This is a genomic window from Streptomyces sp. TLI_171 (assembly GCF_003610255.1).
In the GTDB taxonomy this organism is placed as follows: Bacteria; Actinomycetota; Actinomycetes; order Streptomycetales; family Streptomycetaceae; genus Kitasatospora.
Genome location: NZ_RAPS01000001.1, coordinates 7,843,393 through 7,867,627 on the forward strand (window position 1 = coordinate 7,843,393; position 24,235 = coordinate 7,867,627).

Annotated in this window: 23 protein-coding genes, 4 tRNA genes and 2 pseudogenes; 12 read left to right on the forward strand and 17 right to left on the reverse strand. The window is 71.1% G+C overall.

Annotation, left to right across the window (positions count from 1 at the left end; translation table 11 throughout):
* The first annotated feature begins 3 nt into the window (after nt 1-3).
* From BX266_RS35075 to BX266_RS35090, 4 genes are all read left to right on the forward strand, one after another.
* The gene (locus BX266_RS35075) at nt 4-768 is read left to right on the forward strand and encodes an amino acid ABC transporter ATP-binding protein (RefSeq protein WP_099906651.1); all 765 of its coding nucleotides are present in this window, start codon (nt 4-6) and stop codon (nt 766-768) included.
* Nucleotides 765-1,976 carry a M20/M25/M40 family metallo-hydrolase gene (locus tag BX266_RS35080; RefSeq protein WP_259465003.1) on the forward strand — a complete coding sequence of 404 codons (1,212 nt, stop codon included), beginning with the start codon at nt 765-767 and terminating at the stop codon, nt 1,974-1,976. Before BX266_RS35075 ends, BX266_RS35080 begins: the two co-directional genes overlap by 4 nt.
* Before the next feature lie 141 nt (nt 1,977-2,117).
* Entirely contained in the window at nt 2,118-3,413 is a 1,296-nt protein-coding gene (locus BX266_RS35085) for a cyanophycinase (RefSeq protein ID WP_099906653.1), read from the forward strand.
* Nucleotides 3,414-3,546: 133 nt separating this feature from the next.
* Entirely contained in the window at nt 3,547-4,431 is an 885-nt protein-coding gene (locus BX266_RS35090) for a MurR/RpiR family transcriptional regulator (protein WP_099906655.1), read from the forward strand.
* 90 nt (nt 4,432-4,521) lie between these two features.
* On the opposite strand, the gene BX266_RS35095 is transcribed toward BX266_RS35090, so the two are convergent.
* Together BX266_RS35095 and BX266_RS35100 are read right to left on the reverse strand one after the other, a co-directional pair.
* The gene (locus BX266_RS35095; RefSeq protein WP_218969299.1) at nt 4,522-5,565 is read right to left on the reverse strand and encodes a hypothetical protein; all 1,044 of its coding nucleotides are present in this window, start codon (nt 5,563-5,565) and stop codon (nt 4,522-4,524) included.
* A gap of 354 nt (nt 5,566-5,919) precedes the next feature.
* Nucleotides 5,920-6,201, reverse strand: a complete 282-nt coding sequence (locus BX266_RS35100; RefSeq protein WP_099908656.1) for a hypothetical protein — start codon at nt 6,199-6,201, stop codon at nt 5,920-5,922.
* 326 nt (nt 6,202-6,527) lie between these two features.
* On the opposite strand from BX266_RS35100, the gene BX266_RS40465 reads away from it, so the two are divergent.
* Nucleotides 6,528-7,340, forward strand: coding sequence for a hypothetical protein (locus tag BX266_RS40465; RefSeq protein ID WP_259465004.1), 813 nt, complete (start codon nt 6,528-6,530; stop codon nt 7,338-7,340).
* Between the two features lie 173 nt (nt 7,341-7,513).
* On the opposite strand, the gene BX266_RS40470 is transcribed toward BX266_RS40465, so the two are convergent.
* The 3 genes and pseudogenes from BX266_RS40470 to BX266_RS35110 form a co-directional block, all read right to left on the reverse strand.
* Nucleotides 7,514-7,645 (reverse strand): DUF3067 family protein, encoded by a 132-nt coding sequence (locus BX266_RS40470; protein ID WP_259465005.1) that lies wholly within the window; start codon nt 7,643-7,645, stop codon nt 7,514-7,516.
* Nucleotides 7,646-7,898: 253 nt separating this feature from the next.
* Nucleotides 7,899-8,321: pseudogene (locus BX266_RS41325) on the reverse strand (fructosamine kinase family protein); the annotation flags it as partial.
* A 174-nt stretch (nt 8,322-8,495) separates the two neighbouring features.
* Nucleotides 8,496-9,086, reverse strand: a complete 591-nt coding sequence (locus BX266_RS35110) for a TetR/AcrR family transcriptional regulator (RefSeq protein ID WP_218969300.1) — start codon at nt 9,084-9,086, stop codon at nt 8,496-8,498.
* Between the two features lie 143 nt (nt 9,087-9,229).
* On the opposite strand from BX266_RS35110, the gene BX266_RS35115 reads away from it, so the two are divergent.
* The gene (locus tag BX266_RS35115; protein ID WP_099906659.1) at nt 9,230-9,673 is read left to right on the forward strand and encodes a nuclear transport factor 2 family protein; all 444 of its coding nucleotides are present in this window, start codon (nt 9,230-9,232) and stop codon (nt 9,671-9,673) included.
* A gap of 523 nt (nt 9,674-10,196) precedes the next feature.
* Here BX266_RS35115 and BX266_RS35120 read toward each other — a convergent pair.
* Together BX266_RS35120 and BX266_RS35125 are read right to left on the reverse strand one after the other, a co-directional pair.
* The gene (locus tag BX266_RS35120; RefSeq protein WP_099906661.1) at nt 10,197-10,718 is read right to left on the reverse strand and encodes a hypothetical protein; all 522 of its coding nucleotides are present in this window, start codon (nt 10,716-10,718) and stop codon (nt 10,197-10,199) included.
* A gap of 410 nt (nt 10,719-11,128) precedes the next feature.
* The gene (locus BX266_RS35125; RefSeq protein ID WP_099906663.1) at nt 11,129-11,740 is read right to left on the reverse strand and encodes a hypothetical protein; all 612 of its coding nucleotides are present in this window, start codon (nt 11,738-11,740) and stop codon (nt 11,129-11,131) included.
* 390 nt (nt 11,741-12,130) lie between these two features.
* Here BX266_RS35125 and BX266_RS35130 point away from each other — a divergent pair, with 390 nt between their 5' ends.
* Complete coding sequence (locus BX266_RS35130) at nt 12,131-12,505, forward strand: STAS domain-containing protein (protein ID WP_180290727.1); 375 nt, start codon at nt 12,131-12,133, stop codon at nt 12,503-12,505.
* A gap of 728 nt (nt 12,506-13,233) precedes the next feature.
* On the opposite strand, the gene BX266_RS35135 is transcribed toward BX266_RS35130, so the two are convergent.
* Complete coding sequence (locus tag BX266_RS35135; protein ID WP_099906667.1) at nt 13,234-13,737, reverse strand: GNAT family N-acetyltransferase; 504 nt, start codon at nt 13,735-13,737, stop codon at nt 13,234-13,236.
* Nucleotides 13,738-13,830: 93 nt separating this feature from the next.
* Nucleotides 13,831-14,490 (reverse strand): annotated as a pseudogene (locus BX266_RS35140) (alpha/beta fold hydrolase); the annotation flags it as partial.
* Nucleotides 14,491-15,066: 576 nt separating this feature from the next.
* Between BX266_RS35140 and BX266_RS35145 the strand changes: the two are divergent.
* Both BX266_RS35145 and BX266_RS35150 read left to right on the forward strand, forming a co-directional pair.
* Entirely contained in the window at nt 15,067-15,381 is a 315-nt protein-coding gene (locus tag BX266_RS35145) for a hypothetical protein (RefSeq protein ID WP_099906671.1), read from the forward strand.
* Between the two features lie 35 nt (nt 15,382-15,416).
* Nucleotides 15,417-15,827 carry an ATP-binding protein gene (locus tag BX266_RS35150; RefSeq protein ID WP_259465006.1) on the forward strand — a complete coding sequence of 137 codons (411 nt, stop codon included), beginning with the start codon at nt 15,417-15,419 and terminating at the stop codon, nt 15,825-15,827.
* A gap of 1,351 nt (nt 15,828-17,178) precedes the next feature.
* Here the strand turns inward: BX266_RS35150 and BX266_RS35155 are convergent.
* The 3 genes from BX266_RS35155 to BX266_RS35165 all read right to left on the reverse strand — a co-directional run bounded on the left by BX266_RS35155 (nt 17,179) and on the right by BX266_RS35165 (nt 18,943).
* Nucleotides 17,179-17,649, reverse strand: a complete 471-nt coding sequence (locus BX266_RS35155; protein ID WP_310794848.1) for a transposase — start codon at nt 17,647-17,649, stop codon at nt 17,179-17,181.
* A 187-nt stretch (nt 17,650-17,836) separates the two neighbouring features.
* Nucleotides 17,837-18,184: a winged helix-turn-helix domain-containing protein gene (locus tag BX266_RS35160; protein ID WP_399171128.1), complete on the reverse strand. Its 348-nt coding sequence runs from the start codon at nt 18,182-18,184 to the stop codon at nt 17,837-17,839.
* 153 nt (nt 18,185-18,337) lie between these two features.
* A complete protein-coding gene (locus tag BX266_RS35165) occupies nt 18,338-18,943 on the reverse strand; it encodes a helix-turn-helix domain-containing protein (protein WP_180290728.1) in 606 nt (201 codons plus the stop codon).
* 143 nt (nt 18,944-19,086) lie between these two features.
* Between BX266_RS35165 and BX266_RS35170 the strand changes: the two genes are divergently transcribed.
* Both BX266_RS35170 and BX266_RS35175 read left to right on the forward strand, forming a co-directional pair.
* Nucleotides 19,087-20,073 carry an alpha/beta fold hydrolase gene (locus tag BX266_RS35170; RefSeq protein ID WP_099906678.1) on the forward strand — a complete coding sequence of 329 codons (987 nt, stop codon included), beginning with the start codon at nt 19,087-19,089 and terminating at the stop codon, nt 20,071-20,073.
* Between the two features lie 176 nt (nt 20,074-20,249).
* On the forward strand, nt 20,250-20,669 hold the full coding sequence (locus BX266_RS35175) for a hypothetical protein (RefSeq protein ID WP_099906680.1): 420 nt from the start codon (nt 20,250-20,252) through the stop codon (nt 20,667-20,669).
* 234 nt (nt 20,670-20,903) lie between these two features.
* On the opposite strand, the gene BX266_RS35180 is transcribed toward BX266_RS35175, so the two are convergent.
* The 4 genes from BX266_RS35180 to BX266_RS35190 form a co-directional block, all read right to left on the reverse strand.
* Nucleotides 20,904-20,983, reverse strand: a tRNA-Tyr gene (locus BX266_RS35180).
* Nucleotides 20,984-20,996: 13 nt separating this feature from the next.
* A tRNA-Ser gene (locus tag BX266_RS39105) sits at nt 20,997-21,118 on the reverse strand.
* A gap of 19 nt (nt 21,119-21,137) precedes the next feature.
* Nucleotides 21,138-21,222: transfer RNA gene (locus BX266_RS35185), tRNA-Ser, on the reverse strand.
* 10 nt (nt 21,223-21,232) lie between these two features.
* A tRNA-Gln gene (locus BX266_RS35190) sits at nt 21,233-21,305 on the reverse strand.
* A 544-nt stretch (nt 21,306-21,849) separates the two neighbouring features.
* Here BX266_RS35190 and BX266_RS35195 point away from each other — a divergent pair.
* Nucleotides 21,850-22,305, forward strand: coding sequence for a GNAT family N-acetyltransferase (locus BX266_RS35195; RefSeq protein ID WP_099906682.1), 456 nt, complete (start codon nt 21,850-21,852; stop codon nt 22,303-22,305).
* A 75-nt stretch (nt 22,306-22,380) separates the two neighbouring features.
* On the opposite strand, the gene BX266_RS35200 is transcribed toward BX266_RS35195, so the two are convergent.
* A complete protein-coding gene (locus tag BX266_RS35200) occupies nt 22,381-23,910 on the reverse strand; it encodes an FAD-dependent oxidoreductase (RefSeq protein ID WP_099906684.1) in 1,530 nt (509 codons plus the stop codon).
* Between the last annotated feature and the right edge of the window lie 325 nt (nt 23,911-24,235).

Here is a 24,235-nt window from a genome sequence, read left to right on the forward strand (position 1 = left end):
CCGATGGCCCAGCCCATGGTGCACGCCCAGGGCGTGCGCAAGCACTACGGCAAGCTCGAAGTCCTCAAGGGCATCGACCTCACGGTCGAGCGCGGCCAGGTCTGCTGCCTGCTGGGACCCTCGGGGTCCGGCAAGTCGACGTTCCTGCGGTGCATCAACCACCTGGAGAAGGTCGACGGGGGCCGCCTGTCGGTCGACGGGGAACTCGTCGGCTACCGGCAGCGGGGCAACCGCCTGCACGAGATGCGCGAGGCGGAGGTGGCGGAACGCCGCCGCGAGATCGGCATGGTCTTCCAGCGCTTCAACCTCTTCCCCCACCTCACGGCGCTCCAGAACGTCATGGAGGCTCCGGTCCGGGTCGCCCGCACGGCCACGTCCGTGGCCAGGGCGGAAGCCCAGCAGCTCCTGGACCGCGTCGGTCTCGGTGACCGGGCCGGCCACTACCCCGCCCAGCTGTCCGGCGGCCAGCAGCAGCGCGTGGCCATCGCCCGGGCGCTCGCGATGAAGCCGAAGCTGATGCTGTTCGACGAGCCCACCTCCGCGCTCGACCCCGAACTGGTCGGCGACGTCCTCGACGTGATGCGCGACCTCGCCGCGGACGGGATGACCATGGTGGTCGTCACCCACGAGATCGGGTTCGCCCGCGAGGTCGGCGACACCGCCGTCTTCATGGACGAGGGCGTCGTCGTCGAGGCAGGGGACCCACGCAAGGTCCTCGTCGACCCGGATCAGGAACGCACCAAGGCGTTCCTGTCCAAGGTCCTGTGAGCGCCCCCGCCGAACAGGCGAGCCGCCCGGCGGCAGCCGCCCTGGCCGCTGCCGCCGACACTGCCCTTCCGCGCTACCTCGACGACCTCGCGGAACTCGTCGCCATCGACTCCGGCTCGTACAACGCCCACGGCGTCAACCAGGTCGCCGACTGGCTCGAACAGCGGCTGCTCGCGATCGGGTTCACCGTCGAGCGGGTGGCTCCGGAGCAGGTCGGAGGGCGCCGCTTCGGCGACGTGCTCGTCGCCCGGCTCGCCGGATCCGTGCCGATCGAGGACGGCGGAGCGCGGATCCTCCTGGTCGGACACATGGACACCGTCTTCGAGGACGGCACCGCCGCCGGCCGCCCCTTCCGCACGGCGACCGGCCGGGCCCACGGACCCGGCGTCAGCGACGACAAGGGAGGGCTGCTGGCCGGTGTCACCGCGGCGGAACTCCTCGTCGGCCACGGCCGCACCGCGTTCGCCGAGCTGATCGTCCTCGCCACCCCCGACGAGGAGATCGGGTCGCCGGCGAGCCGGCCCGTCACCGAACGCACCGCGCAGGGCGCCCACTACGCGCTCGGCCTGGAGTGCGCCCGGGAGAACGGCGACCTGGTCATCGAGCGCAAGGGCGTCGCCGACCTGCTGGTCACCGTCACCGGCAGAGCCGCCCACGCCGGCATCGAGCCCGAACGCGGCGCCAACGCCGCCCTCGCCGCCGCCCACCTGGTCGTCGCGCTGCAAGCGCTCAACGGCCGCTGGCCGGGCGTGACCCTGAACGTCGGAGTGGTCCGGGCGGGAACACGCACCAACATCGTGTGCCCGGAGGCGGAGCTTCAGGTCGAAGTCCGCGCCGGTACCACCGCAGCCCTCGCGGCGGCGATCGAGGAGATCCGCGCAGTCGCAGGCCGGACAGTCGTCGAAGGCACGGTCGCGCGCGTCGACCAAGTGGATCTGTGTCCCCCGATGGAGCACACCCCGGCCGCGGCCGCCCTGCTCGCGGCCGCCCGCCGGACCGGCACCGATCTCGGACTGCAGATCGCCGGCGCGTCCACCGGCGGCGTCGGCGACGCCAACCTCACCTCGGGACTGGGGATTCCCACCCTCGACGGCCTCGGCCCGATCGGGGGCGCCGACCACACCCCCGAGGAATGGCTCGACACCGCGAGCGCCCCGGCGCGCATCGCCCTCCTGGCGGCGCTCATCGAACGACTCGGACGGCGCTGACCGCAGCCCGTTCGAGGACGCAGGGCCGGGGCGCGCACGGCAGCGCCCCGGCCGACATCCGCACCCCCACCAGGCCGGCGCCCCGGAGGGCGCCGCACCCGGCCTGCACGGTTCCAGCCCAACGACCCATGGAGCTCCTGGATGAACCGCAACCTCCGCACCACCTGCGGGCGGACCGCCCTCGCCCTCGCCGCCGCGCTGACCGTCATCGCCGCCGCCCCCCAGGCCGCCTCCGCGCGGCCCGCCGAGACCGGAGGCACCCTCATCCTGGTCGGAGGCGGCCTGAAGGACGGCAACAGCGAGATCTACGACGAGATCGTCGAGAAGGCCGGCGGCCGCGGCACGGCGCGCATCGGAGTCCTGACCGCGGCCTCCGTCCCCGAGAGCCAGGACCCCGACGCCGGCGACCCGGACGCCTGCTCCAACTCGCACTGCAACGGGCTCTACTACGCGGGCCTCTTCAAGCACTACGGGGCGGCCGACGCGCAGTGGGTCCCCGTCGACATCGAGCACGTCGACGCCGCCGACTCCGACGCCGTCGTCGCCCAGGTCGAATCGATGACCGGGTTCTTCTTCGGCGGTGGCGACCAGTACCGCTACCTCACCAGCCTCCTCCACGGCGACGCCCACACCGACTCGAAGGTCATGGCGGCCATCCGCCGCAAGCTCGCCGCCGGCGCCGTCGTCGCGGGCTCCAGCGCCGGCGCCCAGATCGCCTCCGGCCCCGACATGGTCAGCGGCGGCGACAGCTACCAGGCGCTGCGCGACGGCAGCGCCCCCGGCTACTTCGAGGACCCGAGCCGCCTGGGCTACATCCCGCAGGGAGGCTTCGGCACCTTCGACGCGGGCCTGCTCGACACCCACACCGGAACCTACGGCCGCGAAGGCCGGGCGATCCGGCTGGCCGCGGACACCGGTCACACCCGGGTGTTCGCCCTCGACGAGGACACCGCGATCGAGGTGGAGCACACCGGCACCCGCCGGGAGACCCTGCACGTGCTCGGCACCCACGGCGTCTCCGTCTTCGACCTCCGCTCGGCGCGAACCGGCAGCGAACACGGGCACTGGACGATCGCCGGCGTCCGGTACAGCTACCTCACCGACGGCGACTCCTACGACCCGCGCACCTGGCACGTCCGGGCCGCGGACGGAAAGCGCCCCCTGCGTCCGACCGCAGCGACCCCCGTGCCGCCCAACCCGGACGCGTTCTACTCCGTCGACGACGCCGACGGAGTCCCGTACTCCTTCTCCGGCACCGCCCGCGCCCTCACCGCGACCTCGGCCCAGCGAACGGCCACCGCCAGCACGTTCGAGACCGGACCCGCCTTCGAGATCGTCTTCGGCAAGCGCGGAGACACGCGGGCCTGGACGGTCGACGGCGCCACCGCGGCCTCCTTCACCGACGTCGAGGTCGGCGTCCACCCGGCCGCCGACTGATCACCGGCCCGGCCACGACAACAGGTGCTCCGTCCGTGATCTCCGCAGCCCGGCATTTCGCTAGGCTGCGGAGACGCGTTCCACCGAGCACCACCGACGATCCGCCCGCAGACCGGGAAGGGAAACCCTGTCCATGCCCACCGTCACGCTCGCCGAGGACATCCGCCAACGGCTCGGCGACTGCAGCCCGGCCGAGCGCAAGGTCGGCAGGGTGCTGCTCGCCGGGTGGCCGGCTGCCGGATTCGAGACCATCGCCACCCTGGCCGAGCGTGCCGACGTCAGCGCCCCCACCGTTCTCCGCTTCGTCAACCGGCTCGGCTACCGGGGCTTCCCCGACTTCCAGGCCGCTCTGCGAGCGGAGCTCGACGAGCGGCACGCGTCGCCGGTGACCCTCTACCGCAGCGGGAACTACGGCAACGCAGGACCGGATGCGGACGACCCGCGCACGGGAGCCGCCGGTCTGCTGGCTCACGGCCGCGAGGTCTTCACCGCAGCGGTCGACCGCACGTTGGCCGAGGTCACTCCGCACGACCTCGACCGCGCCGTCCAGCTCCTCGCCGACCCCAAGCGACGCATCACCCTCGTGGGCGGCCGCTTCACCAACCTGTTCGCCCAGTACCTCGGCCTGCACCTGATGCAGGTCCGCGACAACGTGCGGTTCCTCCCCGACCGGGCGGTCGAGCGCACCGCGCTGTTCGCCTCGCTCGCGCGACGCGACGTTCTCGTCGTCTTCGACTACCGCCGCTACGAGGAGGACAAGGTCACCGCCGCGGAACTGGTCCGCGAGGCCGGCGGACGGGTGATCCTGTTCACCGACACCTGGCTGTCACCGGTCAGCACCCACGCGGAGGTCGTCTTCTCCAGCCAGGTCGGGGCTCCCTCCCCCTACGACAGCCTGGTTCCGACGCTCGCCGTGGTCGAGAGCGTGGTCGCCGGGCTGATATCGGAGCTCGGCGACCAGGCGCACGCGCACATGCGGCACAGCGAGGAGATCGCCACCCGGACCGGACTCACCTGACGGGCGGGCCGGAGTCGGGATGCGTCGGCCGACGCCGACGATCCGGTGGCCCGCGGACGGATCAGCGGGCCACCGGATCGGTTCACCGGGTCAGCAGACGGGCGTACCCGAGTAGAGGTTGGAGTCCGGGACGCCGTTGACCACGCTGCGGGTGTAGTACCCGCACGTCGGCCGGTTGGCGAAGTCGTAGGTGCTGCCCGGAGTCAGGTGCCAGATCTTGAAGCCGGAGTAGGTCAAGGGCCGTCCCGAGACGACCTGTTCGGGCGCGTGGTCGCCGAGGACGACGTAGGCGTCCTGACCTGCCAGCGTGGCCAGACCGTTCCTGTCGACGAAGAGCGAACCGCCCTCCTCGACCCCCACGCCCCAGGCCTTGCCGGACGTCGTCAGGCCGTCCTTCAGCGCCCGTGCGACGAACGCCATCGTCCGTCCCATCCGGTCGCGCGTGACGAAGTGCGAGTCGTTGACGGTGTCGCCGTAGTTCGGCCAGCTGAACATGCCGGTGGTGAAGGTGACGCTCCGGTCGTAGGGGTTGGCCAGCGCGGTGGCGGAGTCGGTGCTCGCGGCGCAGGCGTCGTACACGATCGAGCTGTTGATGTGGTGACCGGCGCTGCCGCCGCCGACTCCGCCGCCCTTGGCCACGACCGACTGGACCGAAGCCTGGAGCGGAGTGCCCTTCCAGCGGGCGTAGTTGCACTGGTTGCCGCCGGCGAAGTAGACGAACTCCGAGTTCCGCACGTCGGTGTTGACCTGGGTGTTCGAGGCGTCCTGAGCCGACGTCAGGACGTAGGTGGTGCAGGAGTTGACGTTCGGGAGGCCGGTGATGACGTCGCACTCCGGCGTCGGGCTGCCGGAGGCGGCCGAGGCCGCCAGCACCGTGACGTCGATGCTGCCGCTGCCGCCGCGGATGGCGTCCACGGCCTTGGTCATGGTGGCCGGGACGATCGCGCCCGAGCCGTTCATCGTGTAGGCGGGGCCGTTCCAGGAGGGCCGGCTGACGTCGCCTGCGCTGCCCGAGCGATAGCGGGTCACCTTGGCTTCGGCGATCGCCGGGAACGACAGCAGGGCCGTGGCGGTGAGGACAGCGGCGACTGCTGCGCGGCCGGCGCGGCGTCGACGGTGGCTTCCGAGGGGCATGGGGCCTCCAACTCTCGGGTGTGGGGGGGGTACGCCTGAGGACCCTGCAGGGGTGGAACAGAAGATACAGAGAAGCCAACCTCAACACCAGATGTACCGCTCGCTTCAAGCGGGCGGATCGTCTTCCTCGGCGCGGCGACGGGAGCCGGCCCTGAACGGCGCCTGCCCGAGACGGGTCTGACGGCCCAACCGGCATCCGGCCCGCGAGATGGTGGCCGACGGCTCGGCCGAGGAGCCAGGTCCGACCCGGAGCGGTCGGTGAGACCCTCCCGGACGAGCGCAAGTGCGACAGAGCCCGGGCCGGGAACAGGAGTTCCGGACCCGGGCGACTGCCGGAGCGGTGGCCGACGAGAGTCAGCCGGCCTCCGACGTACGACGGTCGAACACCGAGCTGAGTTGTCCCTCGGCGTTGCTCGACGACCTGGACTCGTACTGCGCGAGGGCGAGGCCCAGGCCGAAGAACGTCGGAGCCCACTCGCCGACGAAGATGCCCCAACGGTCGGCGCGCTCCACGCCCGCCTGCTCGGCCTTCATCGAGATCACCCAACTCGCGAGGGACAGTCCGACCGACGCCAGCGCAGCCGTGTACGCGTGCTCGCTCCTGAGACCCGCTTCGTGAAGCTTCCGGACGATCAGCATGACGAACTCCTGCTCTGTCGAAAGACGCTTGGGTGGCGCTTGGGTTCAGCCTGCACGGCCCGGCAGGCGAGCGAATGTTGCATCGAATCCGCACAGTTGGAGCGCGGCAGGCGGACCGGCCGGATCCGCTGCCGCAGCTGCTCGCCCCAGACCGGCGTCCCGGACCAGCAGGGTCGCCGCCGCTGTGCCGGGGACTGCCACGCATGGGCGTGATACCGCGGCCGGGTGGTCTGCGTGGCGCGATCCTGGGAAGACGGCGGGGGAGTCCATGCTGGATGCCGACCGGTGTGTCGACCGGGCGGAGCGGAGGGAGAGGGAAGCTCATGGCGCCTGTCGATGGGTCGGACCTGCCGTCGGGGTCCCCGCGGGAGCCCGACGAAGTGGTGGAGGAGCTGGCCCGGATCGCGGTCGAGGTCGAACGCCAGGACAGCACGGATCGCGGTGGGCCGGCTCGCCGGATGCGGGTGCTGGCGGGGCGGTTGGGAGACAGCCTCGGCCGGGGAGGCCGCCGGCTGGGGGCGGGCTCCCGCACCGGACTGACCGCGCTCAGCGAACGTCTGATGGACGCCGCCCCGCGCATCCCGGTGCGGGACCTCGCGACGCTACGGGCCCAGCACCCCGGGGCCCGGACCCCGGACGAACTGGCGGCCCTGCTCACCGTCGGGTCGGTGCGGGCCTCGACCGCCGTCGGCGCCAGTGCCGGGGCCGTGGCGATGATGCCGATGCCGCTGGCCATGCCGGTCGAGCTCGCCTCCGAACTGCTCGCGTCCGCGGCGATCGAGCTGAAACTGATCGCCGAACTGTACGCGGTCTACGGCCAGGTCCCGCCCGGATCCGCCCGGCAACGCTCGTACGCCTACCTGACGGCGTGGAGCCAGGGCCGGGGCCTGGACCTGACCCGCCCCGGCGCCCTGCTCGCGCTGAACCGCAGTGCCGCGCTGCGCCGCCAGGTCAGCAAACGACTGACCCGATCCGGGCTGCGCAAGCTCCCCAGCCTCGCCCCGCTGCTGGTCGGCGCGGTGATCGGAGCCCGGGTCAACCGCACCGACACCCTCCGGCTGGCCACGACCATCCGCCGCGACCTGAGCGAACGCAGCCCCGCCGACCCCGCCTACTGGGACAGCGCCGGAGCCTGAGACCGCGGCGGCCCGCACCCCGCCGCACCGATCGGGGTCGACCGGCAACCGGCCCCGCACGGCGGACCCACCTTGAGAGTGCCGATCCTTGCGCTGCGCCCGCCAGGGCGCAGGCGCCGATCGCCGTCCTGTGTCGCGGGCCGGGAGCGTGGGGCGCGGGCAGGGTCTTGCTGTCACTTGGGGCGGGTGGCGGTGGGGCGGTGGCGGAAGGGAGCGATCGCGGTGCGGACGGCATCGGTGGCGCCCCAGGAGTTGTCGCCGCGGGCGATGGCGCTGAGGTGTTCGCGGAGGTGGAGCAGGGTCATGCGGGTCTGCCAGCCGTCGGCGAGGGGGCGTGCTCCTGATAGGCGGTGAAGAACCGGTCGGTGGCGGGGGAGCGGGGGCGCACCACATCATGCTGAGGTCGGCCTCGGGCCAGGAGTAGGAGACGGCCGGGTCGACCAGGCGTTCCAGGGCCTGTCCTTCGGCGCGGTCGAACTCCGCGTCGACCAAGGGCTCCTGGAGCCGGCGCAGCAGTCGGCGTTCGGCGAAGAACGTGGGGCCGTCGATCTCCCGGGTGTTGTCCTGGCGCAGTTGGCCGAGCCAGCCGTCACGGTGCCAGCCGAAGCGGTCCGAGACGGTGCCCAGGTGCAGCGCGGCCACCATCCGGCCGAGCTGCGCCCAGAAGTCCTCGTCATCGCTGCGGCGTGCTTGCAGGCGTTCCAGGATCAGCAGCCGGGGTGAGGCGTGGAGGACGGTGGGAGTGTTCGCTCCGCCCGAGGTGCGGAGCTCGGTCAGGCCGGCGGCTTCGACCGGGAAGACGTCGCGGTCCGGTCCCGGCAGGGTCTTGGCGAACACCTCGGTGCCGTCCGTCAGGGTGACCAGCCCGGCGAGGGCGACCGCCCCGCCCACCGCCTGTTCCACCCGCCCGGTGGGGTAGCCGGCTTCGTGGAGACGTTCGACGAGGATCTGTTCGTTTGCCACGGAACCCTCTTCCAGCACGGCGCTGTTCGTCGCCCCGCACGGCCGCCGAACCCCCGACCTGGTTGTTCTGCCGGAACAAATCGATGCGGCGCGTCGATGCGGCAGTCATCTACGGCTACCAGGCCGTCGAGGTCGGCCACCGACCTGTCGGCCCTGGCGTTCTGACGCAGAGCTACGGCTTGAGCAGGTCGGTCATCCGCTACTCCGGCTGTGGGTCGTGGTCCCGGCGGACTCGCACCCCGCCCTCAGCCCGTCGCGGACGATCGCGCGGGCGCGCTCCGCGGACTCCGGGTGGCCGTCCAGGTGCTCCAGCATGCGGCAGGTGCCCACCAGGATGGCGGTCAGCTCCGGCACCTCCAGGTCCGGTCGCACCACACCGGCCTGCTGGGCGCCGTCGAGGAGCGCGGCGAGCACCTCGCGCAGGGCGCGCCCGGCCTCGGAGGTGGCGGCCCGGACATCGACGCCTGCGTCCGCGAGCGCCGCGGCGAAGGCGTTCTTGACGGGAGACTGATCCAGTATCAGGTCGAAGAACGCGAAAAGAGCGTGCGTCGGGCCGGTCTCGGCCAGCAGGCGCCGCCCCTCCTCGGCCAGCTGTTCCAATCGCCGGACGAGCACCGCTTCCAGCAGGACTTCCTTGGTGGGGAAGTGTCGGAACACGGTGGCGATGCCGACCTTCGCCTCCCGGGCGATCTCCTCCGTGGACGCGCCGGTGCCCCGCTCGGTGAAGACCGCCTCGGCGACCTCCAGCAGCCGCGCGCGGTTTCGCCGTGCGTCGGCGCGCAAGGGCTTCGCGCTTGGGGCGGGGGGAGTCTGATCTGTCGTCAAGTGGGCCTCACCATGCCTGGACAAACGGAGTGGCGTATCCGTATCGTCGGAACCGGAGTCGCCTATCCGATTGTAGGCGACGGGGACCACGGAGGTCAGCCATGTCTGCAACAGCTACGCCGCACGAGATCTTCGGTCAGTTGGTGCGCCTCATCTCGGCAGGCAAATGGAGCGAACTGCCCGAGCTCTACGCGGAGGACGCCGAGGTGGAGATCGCCTTCTCGCCGGTTCCCCCACGCCGTATCCACGGCCGTGAGGAACTCCGCGAGCGCTTCGCCGCCCTGGGGGCCGCCGACGCGATCCGCCTGCGCGCCGAGAACATCCACGTTCACGGGACCGACGACCCCGAGGTGGTGATCGCCGAATTCGACTACGAGGGCCTGTACCCCGCCACGGGCCGCACCTTCCGCACCGCGAACATCCAGGTGCTGCGCGTCAGGGACGGCCTCATCATCGAGACCCGCGACTACCACGACCACCTCGCCTTCGCCGCGGCGGACGGACGCGCGAGCCAGTTGCTCGCCGCCATGGACCGGCACGAGTGACTGGCTCCATGCCCGGGAGCCGGAACGCAGCGAGCAGAAGGCACAAGGCCCGTGATCACGTTGCCGCCCGGCGGTGGTAGCGGCTTACTCCGGATCGGGCCCGTGGGCGACGTCGCCATCGGAACCAGCGTCGCCGGTGGGCCGTGCCGTGGACTCGCTGGGCGATGCGCGTGATGAACAGATGCGATCGCGCTGCAGGTGGGCGGGGTCAGGTCGTCCGGTGCGGGCCGGCGAGCGTGTCCGTCGGCGCGGAGGACCCGGCAGTGGCGTCCCACCACGAACTCACCGCCCGCACAGGCAAGTCCCGTGCGGACACCCGGCCAGACCGCCCCCCGGGCGGGCCGGCATCAGGTCCTCCGCTGCACGCCATGGTCTCGCCGGGTTGTGCTCGCCTTGCCCGGCCACGCCTTCCTGACGGTGACGGCTGAGTTCCGGGTTGCCGCTGCGGACGTCGCGGCCGGCCACCCGGCGGGCCTGCCGGCCGGAGTCCGGAAACCGGGTGATCAGCCGTCACCCTTGGCCATCACGCCGTGGGATCCACGTTCCACGCCTCCGGCAGATCGCTACCGCAGAAGACGCAGGCGAAGTCGTCCTCGCGCACGATGTTGTGCTCCTGGCAGCCGGGGCAGCGGCGGAACACCACCTCATGGGTGAACCCGGAGGGCCGCCCGAGTCCTACGTCGTCCAGAGCATGAGCGACTGCCGGCCAGGACGTGACGTCCGGGCAGTATCCGGTGGACTGGTTGCTGACCTCGCCCACGGTCCACCGATCTGCCCCACGCATGAAGCTGATCTCGCCGGCGCTCAGAACCACGTCCCCGCCGGCGCAGGCCACGTGCTCGCTTCGCCGCGGCGCCAGCCGGAGCACACCGTCCGTGCCGACCACAAAGGTGAACGGTTCGGTCAGCTCCGCTGCCGATCGCTCGGCCACCCAGGCGTCGAAGTCAGCCGCCGAGCCGATCGGGCACCCGCCGCTCCCGGGCCGGACCGAAGCCTTCAGCTCAAGCGGTCCGACGTATCGGTAACTCCGCCCCCGTGCAGTCACATCAGCCAACCTACAAGCAATTCCGCCGCACGGGTGCTCGCCCGGACAGGTCCTGGCTGTGCAGTGCGCCGATCGCAGCGTCCTGCCCGCTCGGCGACCTGGAAGTGCGGTGCCGACGTCCCGGCCGCCGAGAGGAGGCCGCCGGCCGGACGAGCCGGACCGGCCCGCGCGGGCCTGCTGCCGGCCGCCGACGAGGAGCGCGTCGCTGTACGGCGCGAGGCCTTCGAGGAACCCGGCCACCGTCTCCATGCGGCGTCCGTCCCGCCAGAGCGTGACATCACCGTGGGCCAGGAGAACACCACCTCCATCGATGCAGGCCTGCCGTCGCACGGGCTCCATCGCCGGTCTGCCGGTCTGCCGGTCTGCCCGCGCTGCGCCGAGTCGGGTGGTGCTTCGGCGGACCTGAAAGGTCAACGGTGGAACGGGTCGGCGGGGGAGTGGTCGGCGACCGTCCGGCGGGCGGTCTCGCGGTGGTCGGTGCGGGGCGCCGGCACGCGAGGGCCGGCCAGGTCGCGTCCGGCGAGCGACTTGGCTCCGACCGCGGTCCAGTCGGTGCGGCGCACCACGGCGAGGTGTCCCTCCGCGTGGGCCTTTCGGTCCTTCCAGTCGTCGGGCGGCGCCATCAGGACACGGAGATCCTTGTCGTTCAGCCACTCCAGCCCGAGGACCTGGCGGCCGACGCCGTCCTCGATGAGTGAGAGGGCGGTGCCGGTCTCCAAGTGGGTGAGCAGGAGTTCCCCCTCGAAGTGGTAGCCGCCGTCGTATTCGCCGGATCCCACTGCGAGCAGAGGAGAGGTCGGATGGAACGCCATCGCGTTCACGGGGTACTGCGAGCTCAGGAGCCATCGGCGGCGGGCACGGTCGGTGACCCGGAAAACACCGACCGCCTTGGCCTCGTCGTACTCGTGCGCGCCAGCGACTGCCAACAGGCCTCGCCGCTCGTCCGCGACGGCCAGGACAGGATCGCCGATCTCGGCGAACGGTTCGTCGAAGGCGTCGTAGTCGGCGGGAAACATGGTCATGCCGAGGATCTTCGCAGGATCCGGACGCCATGAGCAGCCGGCCTCCTCGTGAACCCCCGCCTGGACCTCGCACCGCGTCGGGGAGGAGTCCGTCGGCGCGACAGCAGGCCTGTTCCATGACCGACACGTGCCGCCGCCAGCCCCTGTCAGTCGTCCGGCCTCCCACTGGTGCGGGGGCGGGCCTACGGGGCAGTCGTCGCGGTGCTCCGGGCGCAGTCGGCGGTACGTCACCGCGCGGGGATGGTCTCCGAGCGGCGTGCGGTCGGCTCTCCCTTCGCACTGCGGGGGCGGGCGCTACAGTCTCACCCGACCAGTCGTCCCAGGTCCCCTCCGCCACCGGCCGTGGTGTGGCAGGCTGACCGCGATCTCGACTCCCGGGAAGGAGGCCTCGTGTCCGAACAGGACCCTGGCACAGCGTTCCACATCACCTCGCTGCGCACCCCCACCCCGGCCCGGATCCTGCGCCTGCACGGCGAGTTGGACTACGACGCCGGGCCCAGCCTGCGCCGCGCGCTGATCTCCGAGATCGAGGCCCAGCCGCCCCTGCTGATCCTGGACCTGTCCGATCTGCAGTTCTGCGACTCCAGCGGTCTCAACGAATTTCTCGGTGCTCGCCGCAACCGCCACGATGTTCCCCTCGTGCTGGCGGCGCCCAGCCTGCAGCTCCGGCGGATCCTTGAAGTCACCCAGACCGCCAGGCTGTTCGTGGTGACCGAGAGTATCTCGGCCGCGCTCGCCTACTACGAATTGAACATTCCCGGGTGACCCGAACTCCGGCCCGAAGCCGGCCCCTCTGAGGGCGTCGGGCCTGCACGGGCACCCGGGCCCGTTGGGAGACGGCTTTCCGGCGTTCGTCGCGGGTTCTGGGGGAGCGGTGGGCGATCTCGTGCTCGGGGGCCTTCTCGTGCAGCTGCCCCGTGGTCGACGGCGCCTGGGAGCGGTGGCTCCCAGCTGTCCAGCGGCCCTGCGGCGACGTCGGAAGGGTCAACTGCCGGGCCCGCCAGCACCCAGCTGGGCCCGAAGAGGGGGACCCGACCGGGCGGGGCGATGTGTAGGTGGCGGGGCGGCCCCGTCGCCAGGATTCACGTTGCCTGTGACGGCCGCGGCCTGCCGCTCGCCGTCACCCTCACCGGCGGCAACGTCAACGACCGGTGGGGCGCTCGGGCCGTGCGCACGAGCTACCCCTCGCGCGTGCGACATGCTCGGGGAGTTGCGCACCGGACCGAGCTGGAGCGCAGAGCTCCACGGGCCGCGGCCGCAGCACGCCGGTCGGCTCGTCGGGACCAGCGCCGCAGACCGACAGCGCGCCCAGCTGGCCTGACGACGAATCGGAGGCTCCGCGGCAGGGCGGGGCGGTGCAAGGTCGCCCGCAGCGGCAGGTGCACCAGGGAAGGTCGCCGCAGTTGCCCAACTGTCCGACGGAATAACGTCCTTCAGAGTCAACATGCAGTGACGGACGAGCCCTTCCTCAGTCCCTGCGCGCGGACAACCAGCTACTTCGCGGGATGCTCCGGCAGGGCCAGCCAGTCCGACCAGGAGATCTCACGGCCGATGAAGCGAGGCTGCTCGAACGGCCACTCGGCGGCGATCCACTGCGGCACCAGCGCGTCGAGGGCTTGTTCGACCTCGCTGCCCACCAGCTCGTCCACCACCCACCAGGAGATCTCGCCGTCCGCGCCGGCCTTCTCCGGTGGGTCGATGTAGACGCAGCCGAGCAGTGCCGTCTCCGACGCGTCGAACAGCGCGTAGTTGAAGGACTGGTGCGCGGCGATCTCCTTCTCGTGCCGCAACAGGTCGGCCTGGTCGGCCTCGTAGGTCATGGTGGCCGCGGGCCAGCCCCAGGCCGGGCCGAAGATGGTCCACAGCCGTTCGCGCGATCCCATCACCGCCGGATAGTCGAGCGGGGTGTCCGCCTCCCGGATCGGCCGCAGGTGATGACCTCCGCCCGGCAGCGGTACCAGGACGGGGTGGACGAAGTCTTCAGGAAGCCAGCTCATGGCGCCTGACCGTAGCAGCGCCCGGCCGTTCGCTCCGCTGGATTTTCTCCCGATGCCGCCAGACTCGCGCACTCGTGCGCGATCGAGTCATCGTCAGGACCTGTGGACCGACGGCTGTCTGCGGAGTCCGACCGTGGTGTCGTGGTGAGCGCACCGGGTTTCTCGGGCGAGGCCGTCGAGGAAGTCCGAGAGCGCGGTGTGCAGGGCTTCAGGCTGTTCCAGGTGCAGATCGTGGCCGGTGCCGGGGATGCTCATGGCCATGGTGGTGGGCCGCCGGCGGAGCATTTCGTCGGCTTCCTGTGCAGGGATGAAGCTGGATTGGGCCAGGACGACCAGCATGGGGCACGTGACCTGGCCCCACTCGTGCCAGAAGGAACGCATGGCGTTCTCCGCCAGCGAACGGACCATCACGTCCCGGTCGAAGCGAGGCCACCATGCGCCGTCGCGTTCTTCCAGGCCGGCCGCCCAGCCTGCTCCGACCGGTCCGCCGCCGAGGAAAGCAGCTGCCGCTTCGCGTGAGGGGAACGGTGTCGGCCACGAGTCGAGCCATGCTCCGATGTCCACGAGGACGTTCGGGTTCGGACCTCCGGGGCCGGCCTCGACCAGCACGAGCGCGCGGACGAGTCCGGGATGCGCCGCGGCGGTGAGCATGGCGGTGTGCCCGCCGAGGGACTGGCCGACCAGGACGGGCGCCTGCAGTGCCAGCCGGTCGACAACGGCGGTGACGTCGGCGACGCTGAAGCCCCGCGACATGGTCGACGCACCGAGGCGCTCCGGCGCTGGGCAGCCGCACGGGCCGCCTCGTACCGGCAGAAGCTGAAACTCGGGCCGTCCCCGACCGCGCGCCCGGAGGCCCGGGTCCTGCAGGCGCTTCCCGCTGTCGGACGCGGGACACGGTGGTTCGCCGGTGACGACCTCCTGCTCCGAGAAGTCGACGGCTTCTGCCTGAATGTCAGGGCCCGCACGGAGGATGCTCGGGAACAGACGCGGCACATGGTTCCCGGGGACTGGCTGGAGGGCTGAGGGCGCGCCGCTCGGCTGTCCTCTCACCCGCCGTCGAGTTCCAGGACGGCAGGGGAGGGGCTCGGGACGGGCGTGAGGGGCTCGGGACGGGCGTGCGCCGGAACGCGAGAGGTCCACTGGCATGCCTGCCCAGCCTCGGCAGCGATGCGAAACGGAACGCACCGGTGGTCACCCTGTGCTCGCGACAGGTGTCACCTCGTGCGGTGCCAGCCTGTGCGCTGGCCACTCCGGGTACGGGGCGTAGCGTGGGGTAGGTAAGTGCTGCGGGCCGGCGGGTCGCCCGCAGCGCGTGGTGAGGAGGCCGGGGTGGCGCGTTCCGCGTGGACGGCGAGCACGAGCCGGGTGGGTCGGATGGCGGTGTGCGTGTCCGGCGGGGACGTGGTGCAGGAGGCGGCCGGCATCGCCGAGAACGTCGTGCACAAGGCCCTCGCCGATCGGCCCGCCGCGCTGGGTGTCGATTCGAGCTGGGCGGGGTCTTCCACCTCAGCCGGGCTCAACGTGCTGATCCAGGTCCGCCGTGGAGCCGTGGCCGCCGGGGTCCCGCTGGTCCTGATCGTCCCGAGCAAGCGCGTGCGCCCAGTCCTGCGGCCCACCGGGACCGGACGGGCATACGCGTCATGACAACGTCCCGCCGTCCAGGGCTCACGGGACCCGTTATGGCACCCGACCAGGACCTGCACCGTCATCTCAGCATGTTCCCCGGCGACCCGAGCGGCGCCGCGGTGGCCTTCGCCCGCCGCACCCTCGCCGACTGGGGCATCAACGGCACATCCGCCACCGATGTCCTCCTGGTCACGGCCGAACTCCTCGCCAACGCCGCCCAGCACACTCCGGGCCCGCGCCGGCTGGACCTCTACCTGCACCGGCACGGGCTCACCGCCGCGGTCACCGACCCTTCCCCGGACCCGCCCCGTGTTCGGCGCCCATATCGCCCCGACGCCCCCGATGGCCACGGTCTGGTGATCGTCGACCGGCTCGCCCTCGCCTGGGGCCACCGTCCCGCCCCCACGGGCAAGATGGTTTGGGCGCTCCTGCCGGCCCCGGCACGACGGCCCAACCCGTTGTAGCACTGGCCCCCAGGAGGGGCGCCTCCGGGAGAGCACCGTGTGCGCGGTTTGCAGGGAGCGGTCGCGTTGGTGATCCCGCTCCCTGTCACCTGCAAGTCCATCTGGCCTCGGCAGCGGGGCGATGAGGAACGCCATGGGTGGTCACCGGCTGCCTGTCATGGTGGTCACCTCGGCGCGATGCTCACCCGTCTGCCAGCGCATGTTTCGCTCGAGATCAGCATTTGGGGGCGCGGGCCGGCCGTTTCGATGGAGCGCGTGTCCGAGAGAGTGGGAGGCGGCGACGCGCCGACTGCGGTGCTTTCCGACCGGTGTGAGTGGACGGATCGGATAGTCGAGACACCCGTGGCGGGGGAGTGCCAGCGCTGCTGCTCGCAGATGACCGGACTCGCCCTCGGACCGCTGGCGGGCCCGGGGTGGTGAAGTGTCGTGCGCGGTCCGGGATCTGGGCGGCCTGGTCGTCTCGGGACACCCGATGCGACGGTTCTCGTGACGCCGGGTGCCCTGGCTGTCAGACACACCTGTCCGTCGAATTCGGCGACGACGGGCCCTACTCCACTCGCCGTGAGAACAACTCGATCATCACCTGGCACGAGGACGGAAGCTTCTCCCTCCGTGGCGGCTATCCGGTGGGGGACGACGCGGCGAGGGCGCCGCTGCGTCCCGCTGACCCGCGTGATCTGGAAGGAATCGGCCGGCGCCTTCACATGACCATGCTTGCGGACGGTCAGGGCGAGATCGCAGCCATGCTCACCTACCTGTTCGGAAACGCCACGTGCACGGCTTGCGGGGCTTCTCCAGCCCCAGTACCTAGTCGTTCAGGCCGCATTGGTGTCGCGCTCGATGGCAGCAAGGTGGAGGAGCCGGTAGCCCGACACCGCTGAGGACGACGGGGACGAGGCCGGACTCCGTGGGCGTGACCGGGGCCTCAGGCCTGTTCGTTCGCTGCTTCTGAACTTGAGCGGGTGATGTTGGGGTCTTCAAAGCGCGGCAAGGGGCCCAAGTGTCGCTCCCGGGGTCAGTCTGATGATCCTTCGTCGGAGCGCTGACGCTCCCACTCCTCGGTCCGACTGCGGCGGATCTGTTCTTCCAGTCGGTAGCGCGACGAGCTGTTCTGGCCACCCCGGAGGTGCACGGGCTCGCCATTGTCCGGTACAGAACCGAGAAGGACTCGTCGCCGTTGATCACAGGGATCTCGCCGGGTGTGAGAGTGAAGGTGTAGGTGACTTCGCTCCCGTCGTCGCCACAAAGGGTCAGGGCCACTGCCGTGTCGGAGAGCACAGTCGCAGACCGTAGCCGAAGATGCATCTGCCGAGTGTCCTCGCAAGGTCGGAGCGCCCAGCGTCCTTCCGTCTCAGGTTGCTGGGTCAGGCATCGGGAATATGCCTGGGGTTAGCGTACTGATCTGCTGGTCGACCCGGACCTTCCGTTCATCGAGGCTCAGCCCCGTGTCGGCGAGGCAGCTGTCGACCAGGTCCGGTCGGTACTGGATCTGCTTGAGCCGGTGCTTCACGGCCTGGGTGAGCTGGCCCAGGTCGGCGGCGGCGAGGTTACCGATGTCGCGCTTGACCAGGGGCCGGATGCCCTCCTGCGGATTCAGGCAGGGCGCACAGGTGGGCAGTTGGAACACGGTGAGCCAGTCGGGGTTCGCCTCAACGAACTGCCGCAACGGCTTGGTCAGGTGTAGGCGGACGTTGTCCCAGACCAGCACGATCGGGCCACCGAGCTGGGTCCCGGCGCGGATCAGCAGGTCGCGGAAGTCGCGCCAGCCGAAGCTCTTCGGCTGGTCCTTGCGGCCGTCGTAGTCACGGATCGCGTAGATCAGCCGGGACCGCTCACCCGCCTTTTAGCGGACCATGCCCGCCATCGACACCCGTCCGGACCCTCCGCCCCGCACCTGCACGACGGGCGTCTGGACGATCCGGCCCCAGCTCCTGGCTCGCGGCGGCGTCATCGACCGGCCGGCTTCGTCTTCGAAGATGATCCCACCCCTGCACGCCGCCGCGGTGCTCCTACCCGCGGCCGCACGTCCTTTTCCACAACTCCACCGCGGCGTCGTCGCGTTCGATCGTCCGGCGGGCTGCTGCCATTGACCAGCCGTGCCTTTTGAGCGGTTGCCAGGTGTCCTTCACCGCGTCGGAGATGTGGAAAAGCCGACCTATCAGGGTCTTGATCAGGGCCAGCGTCCACCGCTGGTCCGCCCAGCCATGGGCCAGCGGGCCGCGTTCCAACTCCCTTTCCAGATCCGCAATCCGGGCCAGGCTGAGCCTCGGGCGACCGGGCGATCCTTTCGACAGGACTCCGACCCCGCCGCGCTCGCGCCAGGTCCGGCGCCACCGCTCCACCGACCGCTCGCTCACCCGCAACGCGATGGCGATCTCCCGGTTCTCCTCCCCACCCTCTCGACGTCGGTCACCCCGCCTCCCTGCGCGTAGCTCACAGCTCCACGGCTACCGGAGCCATTGACCGCTGTCAGCCGAACAGTCCCGACATCACCCGATCAAGTTCAGTTGCTACCGGGCTCTGGGGCCGGGGGCGGGCGGGGTGCGCGGTCGCAGGCGCTCTCCCTGCGGCCCGAACATGACCAGGTACTCGACCGGGCCGTCGGGGGCGGCGTTCGCGACCCCATGGGGATTGCGGGTGTCGAACTCGGCGACGTCCCCGGCACTCAGGACGAGGTCCTGATCGCCGAGTGCGAGCCGGAGCCGCCCGTACAGGACGCACAGCCATTCCCAGCCGTCGTGGGAGACCTGCCGGGGCCGCGCGGGCGGTTCCTGGACGGCGGGCAGGACGTGTTTGTGGGCGTGCAGGCCCCCGACGTACCGGGTCAGCGGCAGCACCGCCTTGTCGGTGCCGAACCGCTGGAGCGCGGAGGTGCGGGGCTCGGCCGGGGGAGCGGCGCCGGCCAGCTCGTCCAGGGAGACGCCGTACTCCTTCGCCAGCTGCAGCACCACCTCCAGGGTGGGCTTGCGTCGGCCGGTCTCGATCCGCGACAGCGTGCTCGGGGAGATGCCGGTCGCGCAGCTGACGCCGGTGAGCGTGGAGCCGCGGTGTTCGCGTGCGGCCCGCAGCCGGGGGCCCATCGCCGCCAGCATGTCGGCCACGTCGTCGCCCGTCACTCGCCGCTCCCCTTCCGGACGTACCGCTCCACCGTCGTGTGCTGCAATTTTGCCAGATTGGCAACAGTGATCGCAGCGGACGGGTGCTGCGCCGCATGATCGATGCGTACCTGCGTCCGCCCGCGAATCGAGGAGAAGACCCCATGCAGCCCGCGCCGTCCGCCGTACTCCGCCACCGCACCGTCGAGGCCCCTGCCGGGCGCCTGCACCTGGTCGAGCAGGGCAGCGGCCCGCTGGTCCTGCTCGTGCACGGCTTCCCCGAGTCCTGGTACTCCTGGCGCCGCCAGCTCCCGGCCCTCGCCGCGGCCGGTTACCGGGCGGTGGCGCTCGACGTTCGCGGCTACGGCCGCTCCTCCAAGCCCGCCGAGACCGATGCGTACCGGCTACTGGACCTGGTGGAGGACAACGTCGCCCTCGTGCACGCCCTCGGCGAGGAGCACGCCGTGGTCGTCGGCCACGACTGGGGCTCCAACATCGCCGCCACCTCCGCCCTGCTCCACCCCGAGGTCTTCCGGGCCGTCGCCCTGCTGAGCGTCCCGTACGCGCCGCCCGGTGGCCCCCGCCCCACCGACATCTTCAGCCGGATCGGCGGCCCCGAGCAGGAGTTCTACGTCTCCTACTTCCAGGAGGCCGGCCGCGCCGAGACGGAGATCGAGCCCGACGTGCGCGGCTGGCTCGCGGGCTTCTACGCCGCCCTGTCCGCCGACACCATGCCCGCGCAGGGCGAGCCCGACCCGCACTTCGTCGCCCACGGCGGCCGGCTGCGTGACCGCTTTCCCGCCGGCGTCCTCCCGGGCTGGCTGACCGAGGACGACCTCGACGTCTACGCCGGAGAGTTCGAGCGCACCGGTCTGACGGGCGCCCTCAACCGCTACCGGAACATGGACCGCGACTGGGAGGACCTCGCCCCCCACCGCGGAGCCCCGATCAAGCAGCCGTCCCTGTTCGTCGGCGGCGCCCTGGACGCCTCCACCACCTGGATGTCCGACGCCATCGACGCCTTCCCCACCACCCTTCCCGGCCTGACCGCCTCCCACCTCGTAGAAGGCTGCGGCCACTGGATCCAGCAGGAACGCCCCGAGGACGTCAACGGTCTGCTGACCGGCTGGCTCGACACCCTCACGGATTGAACCGCCGGGCGCGGCCGGGGCCTCTGGATCGCGACGCGGGAATCGGCACCTCAGTGCGAGGCTTCGGATCACGGCTGGCGGAGACAAGCGGACAATCGACCAAGCAGGAAACCGAGTTGGGTGCAGTCCTTCGGCCGCTCGCGACCACTCGTGTGCATCGGGGAAAGGGGGACGTCTTGGCGGAGCAGAGCAGGATCGAGGCTTTGCTGGGTACTGAGGAGATCGCCAGGTGCGAGGACTGGAGCGTGGCCGCGACGTACGCGGCCGACCTGCTCGACACGTCGATCGCCTGGTATCTCATGGGGTTCTGGCAGGGCATGGCGAGGAAGCTCCTGGCCGTTCACCTGCTCGCCGCCGCCCGGGCCGGCGCCGACGCCGCCACGGTCGTGGCGTGGCTGAGGGACCCGGAGGACGAGACGCCGGCCCGGGTGCTGCGTGAGCAGGACGAGGACATACCCGAGAACTGGATCCGCGTGTTCGAGCAGTGCCGCGGGATCACGCCCGGCCTGCCCGAGGCGGCTCGGGCAGAGCTGCGGGACGTCGTGCTGACCATCGTGCTGTCGCCCGACGGACCGCCACGACCTCCGAGTCGGTAGTCCAGGCCCCCGTGTCCCTACCAACGGGTGCGGGGGCTCCTGCACGAACACCAGGGTCAACAGGCTCGCGGGCCGGCACGCGCCCCCGCCAGAGAGGTGAGGAGGACTCGGCGTTCAGCGCGGGCAGCTCACCGCACACCCTCATGCCTGCCCTCGCGGTGAGGCGAATGCAGCGGCCATGGCTTTCACCGCATCCGAAGGTGCTGCGTGTAGGGCAAGAAGATCGGGTGACGGTGGGCGAGGCCGGATTCGAACCGGCACAGCCGAAGCGGGGGCTTTACAGGCCCTTGGGCTCTCCAGTGCCCAGCTCGCCCTTGATGGAGAAAGCGGAGGAAGTGGGGGTCGAACCCACACGGGCGCTCGTGCACCCGACCGGTTTTCGAAGCCGAAGCCGAAGCCGAAGCCGAAGCCGAGGCCGAGGCCGGCGCCACCTGTCGGCCGGCTCCTCCATGAACTGCGGTTGTTGCGCGGAGAGTGCGCGGATCGAACGCGCGCGGGCTTTCACCCGACTACGGCTTAGCAAGCCGCTGCCTTGCCACTCGGCCAACTCTCCAGATGCTGCGCTGCCGGACGAGGATCCGAACCCCGAGTCTCCTGATCCAGAGTCAGGCGTGCTGCCAGGTGCACCATCCGGCACTGCGGGAGGGCGGCAAGCAGAAAGGCCGCCCGGACGGGGAATCCCGCCGTGGGCGGCCGGGCGCTGTCGGGCCCGTCTACCGCGCGGAGGGGAGTCCCTGGCTCTGCTGGGAACTCGAAGAACGCTGATACGACTGGCTGGTGCTCATTTCGCGTTCCTCTCCGCTGGGCTCTGCCGGGCTGATGCCCATACTCTGCGACAGGGACGGGGGCGACGGCAACGGGTTTTCCGGCTGGACTGTCGAGGCTGCTGACCGCTTCCCCCGGCCGGGCATCCGCGGCCGTGCCCACCCCCGGCGCATCGCCCGGCGGTGACGAAGGGAACCTTGCTCGCCGCCGCACACGCGGCATACGACAGCGCCGGTGCGACCGTTGCGCCGGAGTACCACCTGCTGCTCCCCGGTGATTGGCACGACCGGCCCGACGCGGTCGCGGCCCTGACCTGGCGGCAGGAGGCGGCCCACATGCAGGTCTCCCGGCGGGTCGGGAACGGCTGCGCTACGAGTGGACACCGCAGATCGGCCTTCCGGAGCCGTCGGGACGTGTGCTCTTCTGCGCCGCGCCCGACGACGAGGTCTTCGTCGACCTGTTCCGCCGAGTCCTGGCAGGCACCCTCGACGCGGCTTCCCGGAAGGTCGCCGATCGCGTCGGCGCCGAGGCCCGGGCCCGCGGCGACGTCGCGTTCCACCGCGACAGCATGCTCGGGGACCGGTCCTGGTGGCGGGTCGCCCGGACACCGGACGGCGAGGTGGTCGGCTTCGGCCTCCCCTCGCGCAACCACGCCTTCCCCGTGGTCGGTCACCTCGGTGTGCTGCCCGAACACCGGGGCCGCGGATACGCGGACGAGATTCTCGCTGAAATCACCCGGATTCTGGTGTCCGAGACCGGGCCGGAGCGAGTCCGCGCCGACACCGACCTGACGAATGCGCCGATGGCTGCGGCCTTCGAACCCGTGGGCTACCGCGGCAACGGCCGTCGCCTGGTGCTGTCCGCGCACTGATCCCCCGGACCAGTGGTCGTTCGAGGGGGAGCGGCGCCTGCGTAAGGCGCCGCTCCCGCGGAGGGTGTCGGTTCGTCAGGCCAGGGCGCGGGTGTGCAGGGCGGTGACGGCCTTGCGGGCGGCGAGGATCGCGCCGTGCTGCCAGGCGTCCATGTTGCTCAGCCAGTCGCCCGCGAACAGGACCCGCCCGGCGGGTTCGACGAGCGGCTTCAGGGCGGCGGACTGGACGTCGTAGCCGCCGTGCCACGCGCCCTCCAGGTGGGGTACCTGGCGCCAGGCGATGGAGAAGGACGAGTCGAGTTCGGTGCGGTACTTCGGGCCGTAGATCCGCTCGCCCAGGGCGACTGCGGTGGTCTGCCGCTCCAGGGGCGTCATCAGGGAGTAGCGGTCGGCCACGGTCGCGTAGTGGTAGTAGCCGATCATGACGCCGCGGTCGCCGTGGTAGCCGTAGGAGGGGTGCCAGACGTGGGTGAGGTCGCTGTCCGTCTCGGTGATGCCGCCGTAGATGCGGTGGTCGGTCTCCCACCAGCGCGACCTGTACTCCAGGCCGATCTTGCCGGCGGAGGCGGGCTTGACGGCGGCGAGGGCGGTGGCGACGTCGCCGCCGAGGTTGTGGTGGAGCTTGGCGAGCAGGTGGGGCGGCATGGCGGCGATCGCGTAGTCGGCCCGCAGTGAGCGGGCCCGGCCGCCCGGGTCGGTGTAGGCGACGGTGACCCCGTGGTCGTCCTGGAGGACGGAGGTGGCCTGGCAGCCGAGCCTGACCTTGTCGGCGCCGATGGCCCGGGTCAGCGCCTTGGGGATCTGGTCCATGCCGCCGACGGGTTGGAACATCAGCATCGCCTGGTCGAACTCGAACTCGAAGGAGAAGTAGCGGCCGACGCCGGAGGCGAACACCTCGGACGCGGTCGGGACGTCGCCCAGTTCGACCCCGGGGACGCCGGACTCACCCGGCCACGTGGTGTATCCGCGGCGGGACGAACCGGTGTAGGCGTATCCGTCGGTCTTGGCACCGAGGTCACCGAAGTCGCGCAGGAACTCGATGAGCAGTTCCTTGTCGTCGGCGGTCAGTTGCCGGTCGAGTGCGCCCGTGTCGGTCGCCTTGGCGAGGAGTTCGCTGACATAGCCGTAGGTGTCGGCCTTGGCGGTGCGGTAGCGCATCGGGCGGCCGTCGGGCATCGAGGAGTTGTGGATGTAGGCGTCGGCGTTGGTGTTGGTGAACACCTCGACGGGGACGCCCAGTTCGCGGCAGTAGTCGAGGGTGACCATCCATTGCGCGAGCCGGGCGGGGCCGGCGTTCATGTACTGCCCCGCGCTGAAGCGCGCCTGCTGGTGGTGGCCGTAGGTGTCGGTGAGTTCGTCACCGCCGCGGACGGTGAAGTTGCGGCCGCCGGTTCGGTCGCGCGGTTCGAGCACGGTGACGCGGTAGCCGGCCTTCCCCAGTTCGTAGGCGCTGACCAGGCCGGCTATGCCGCCGCCGAGGACGATGACGCTGCCCGCGGAGCGACCCTTGAGGTGGAAGTCGGAGGCGCTGGGGGCGTCGAACTGCGGGGTGCCCTGGGCGGCGGCGGTGGGGGCGAGGCCCAGGGCGCCCATCGTGGCGAACATCGCTCCCGCTCCGCCGGTGGCACCGACAGCACGCAGAAAGCCGCGTCGGCTGAACCCGGGGAGTGCGGACTGGTCAGGCATGGGGGTGTCCCTTCCTCGATCCGTTGGCTCGCCACCTTGATCACAAGGTGTGCGAACGGATTCTCTGGACGGCACGTTTCCGGAGCCACCCTGCGCACATTGCCCAGGCGTTTCCGATCCGGGCGGGGGATCAACATCTCGCGTCGTCGGCCACCAGACCTGTCGGTCCGTCACCTCTGCTCGGGCGCACCCCCGTCCCCACATGTCGCACCACAGGTGTGAGGGAGAGGAAGCCGCACGAGGA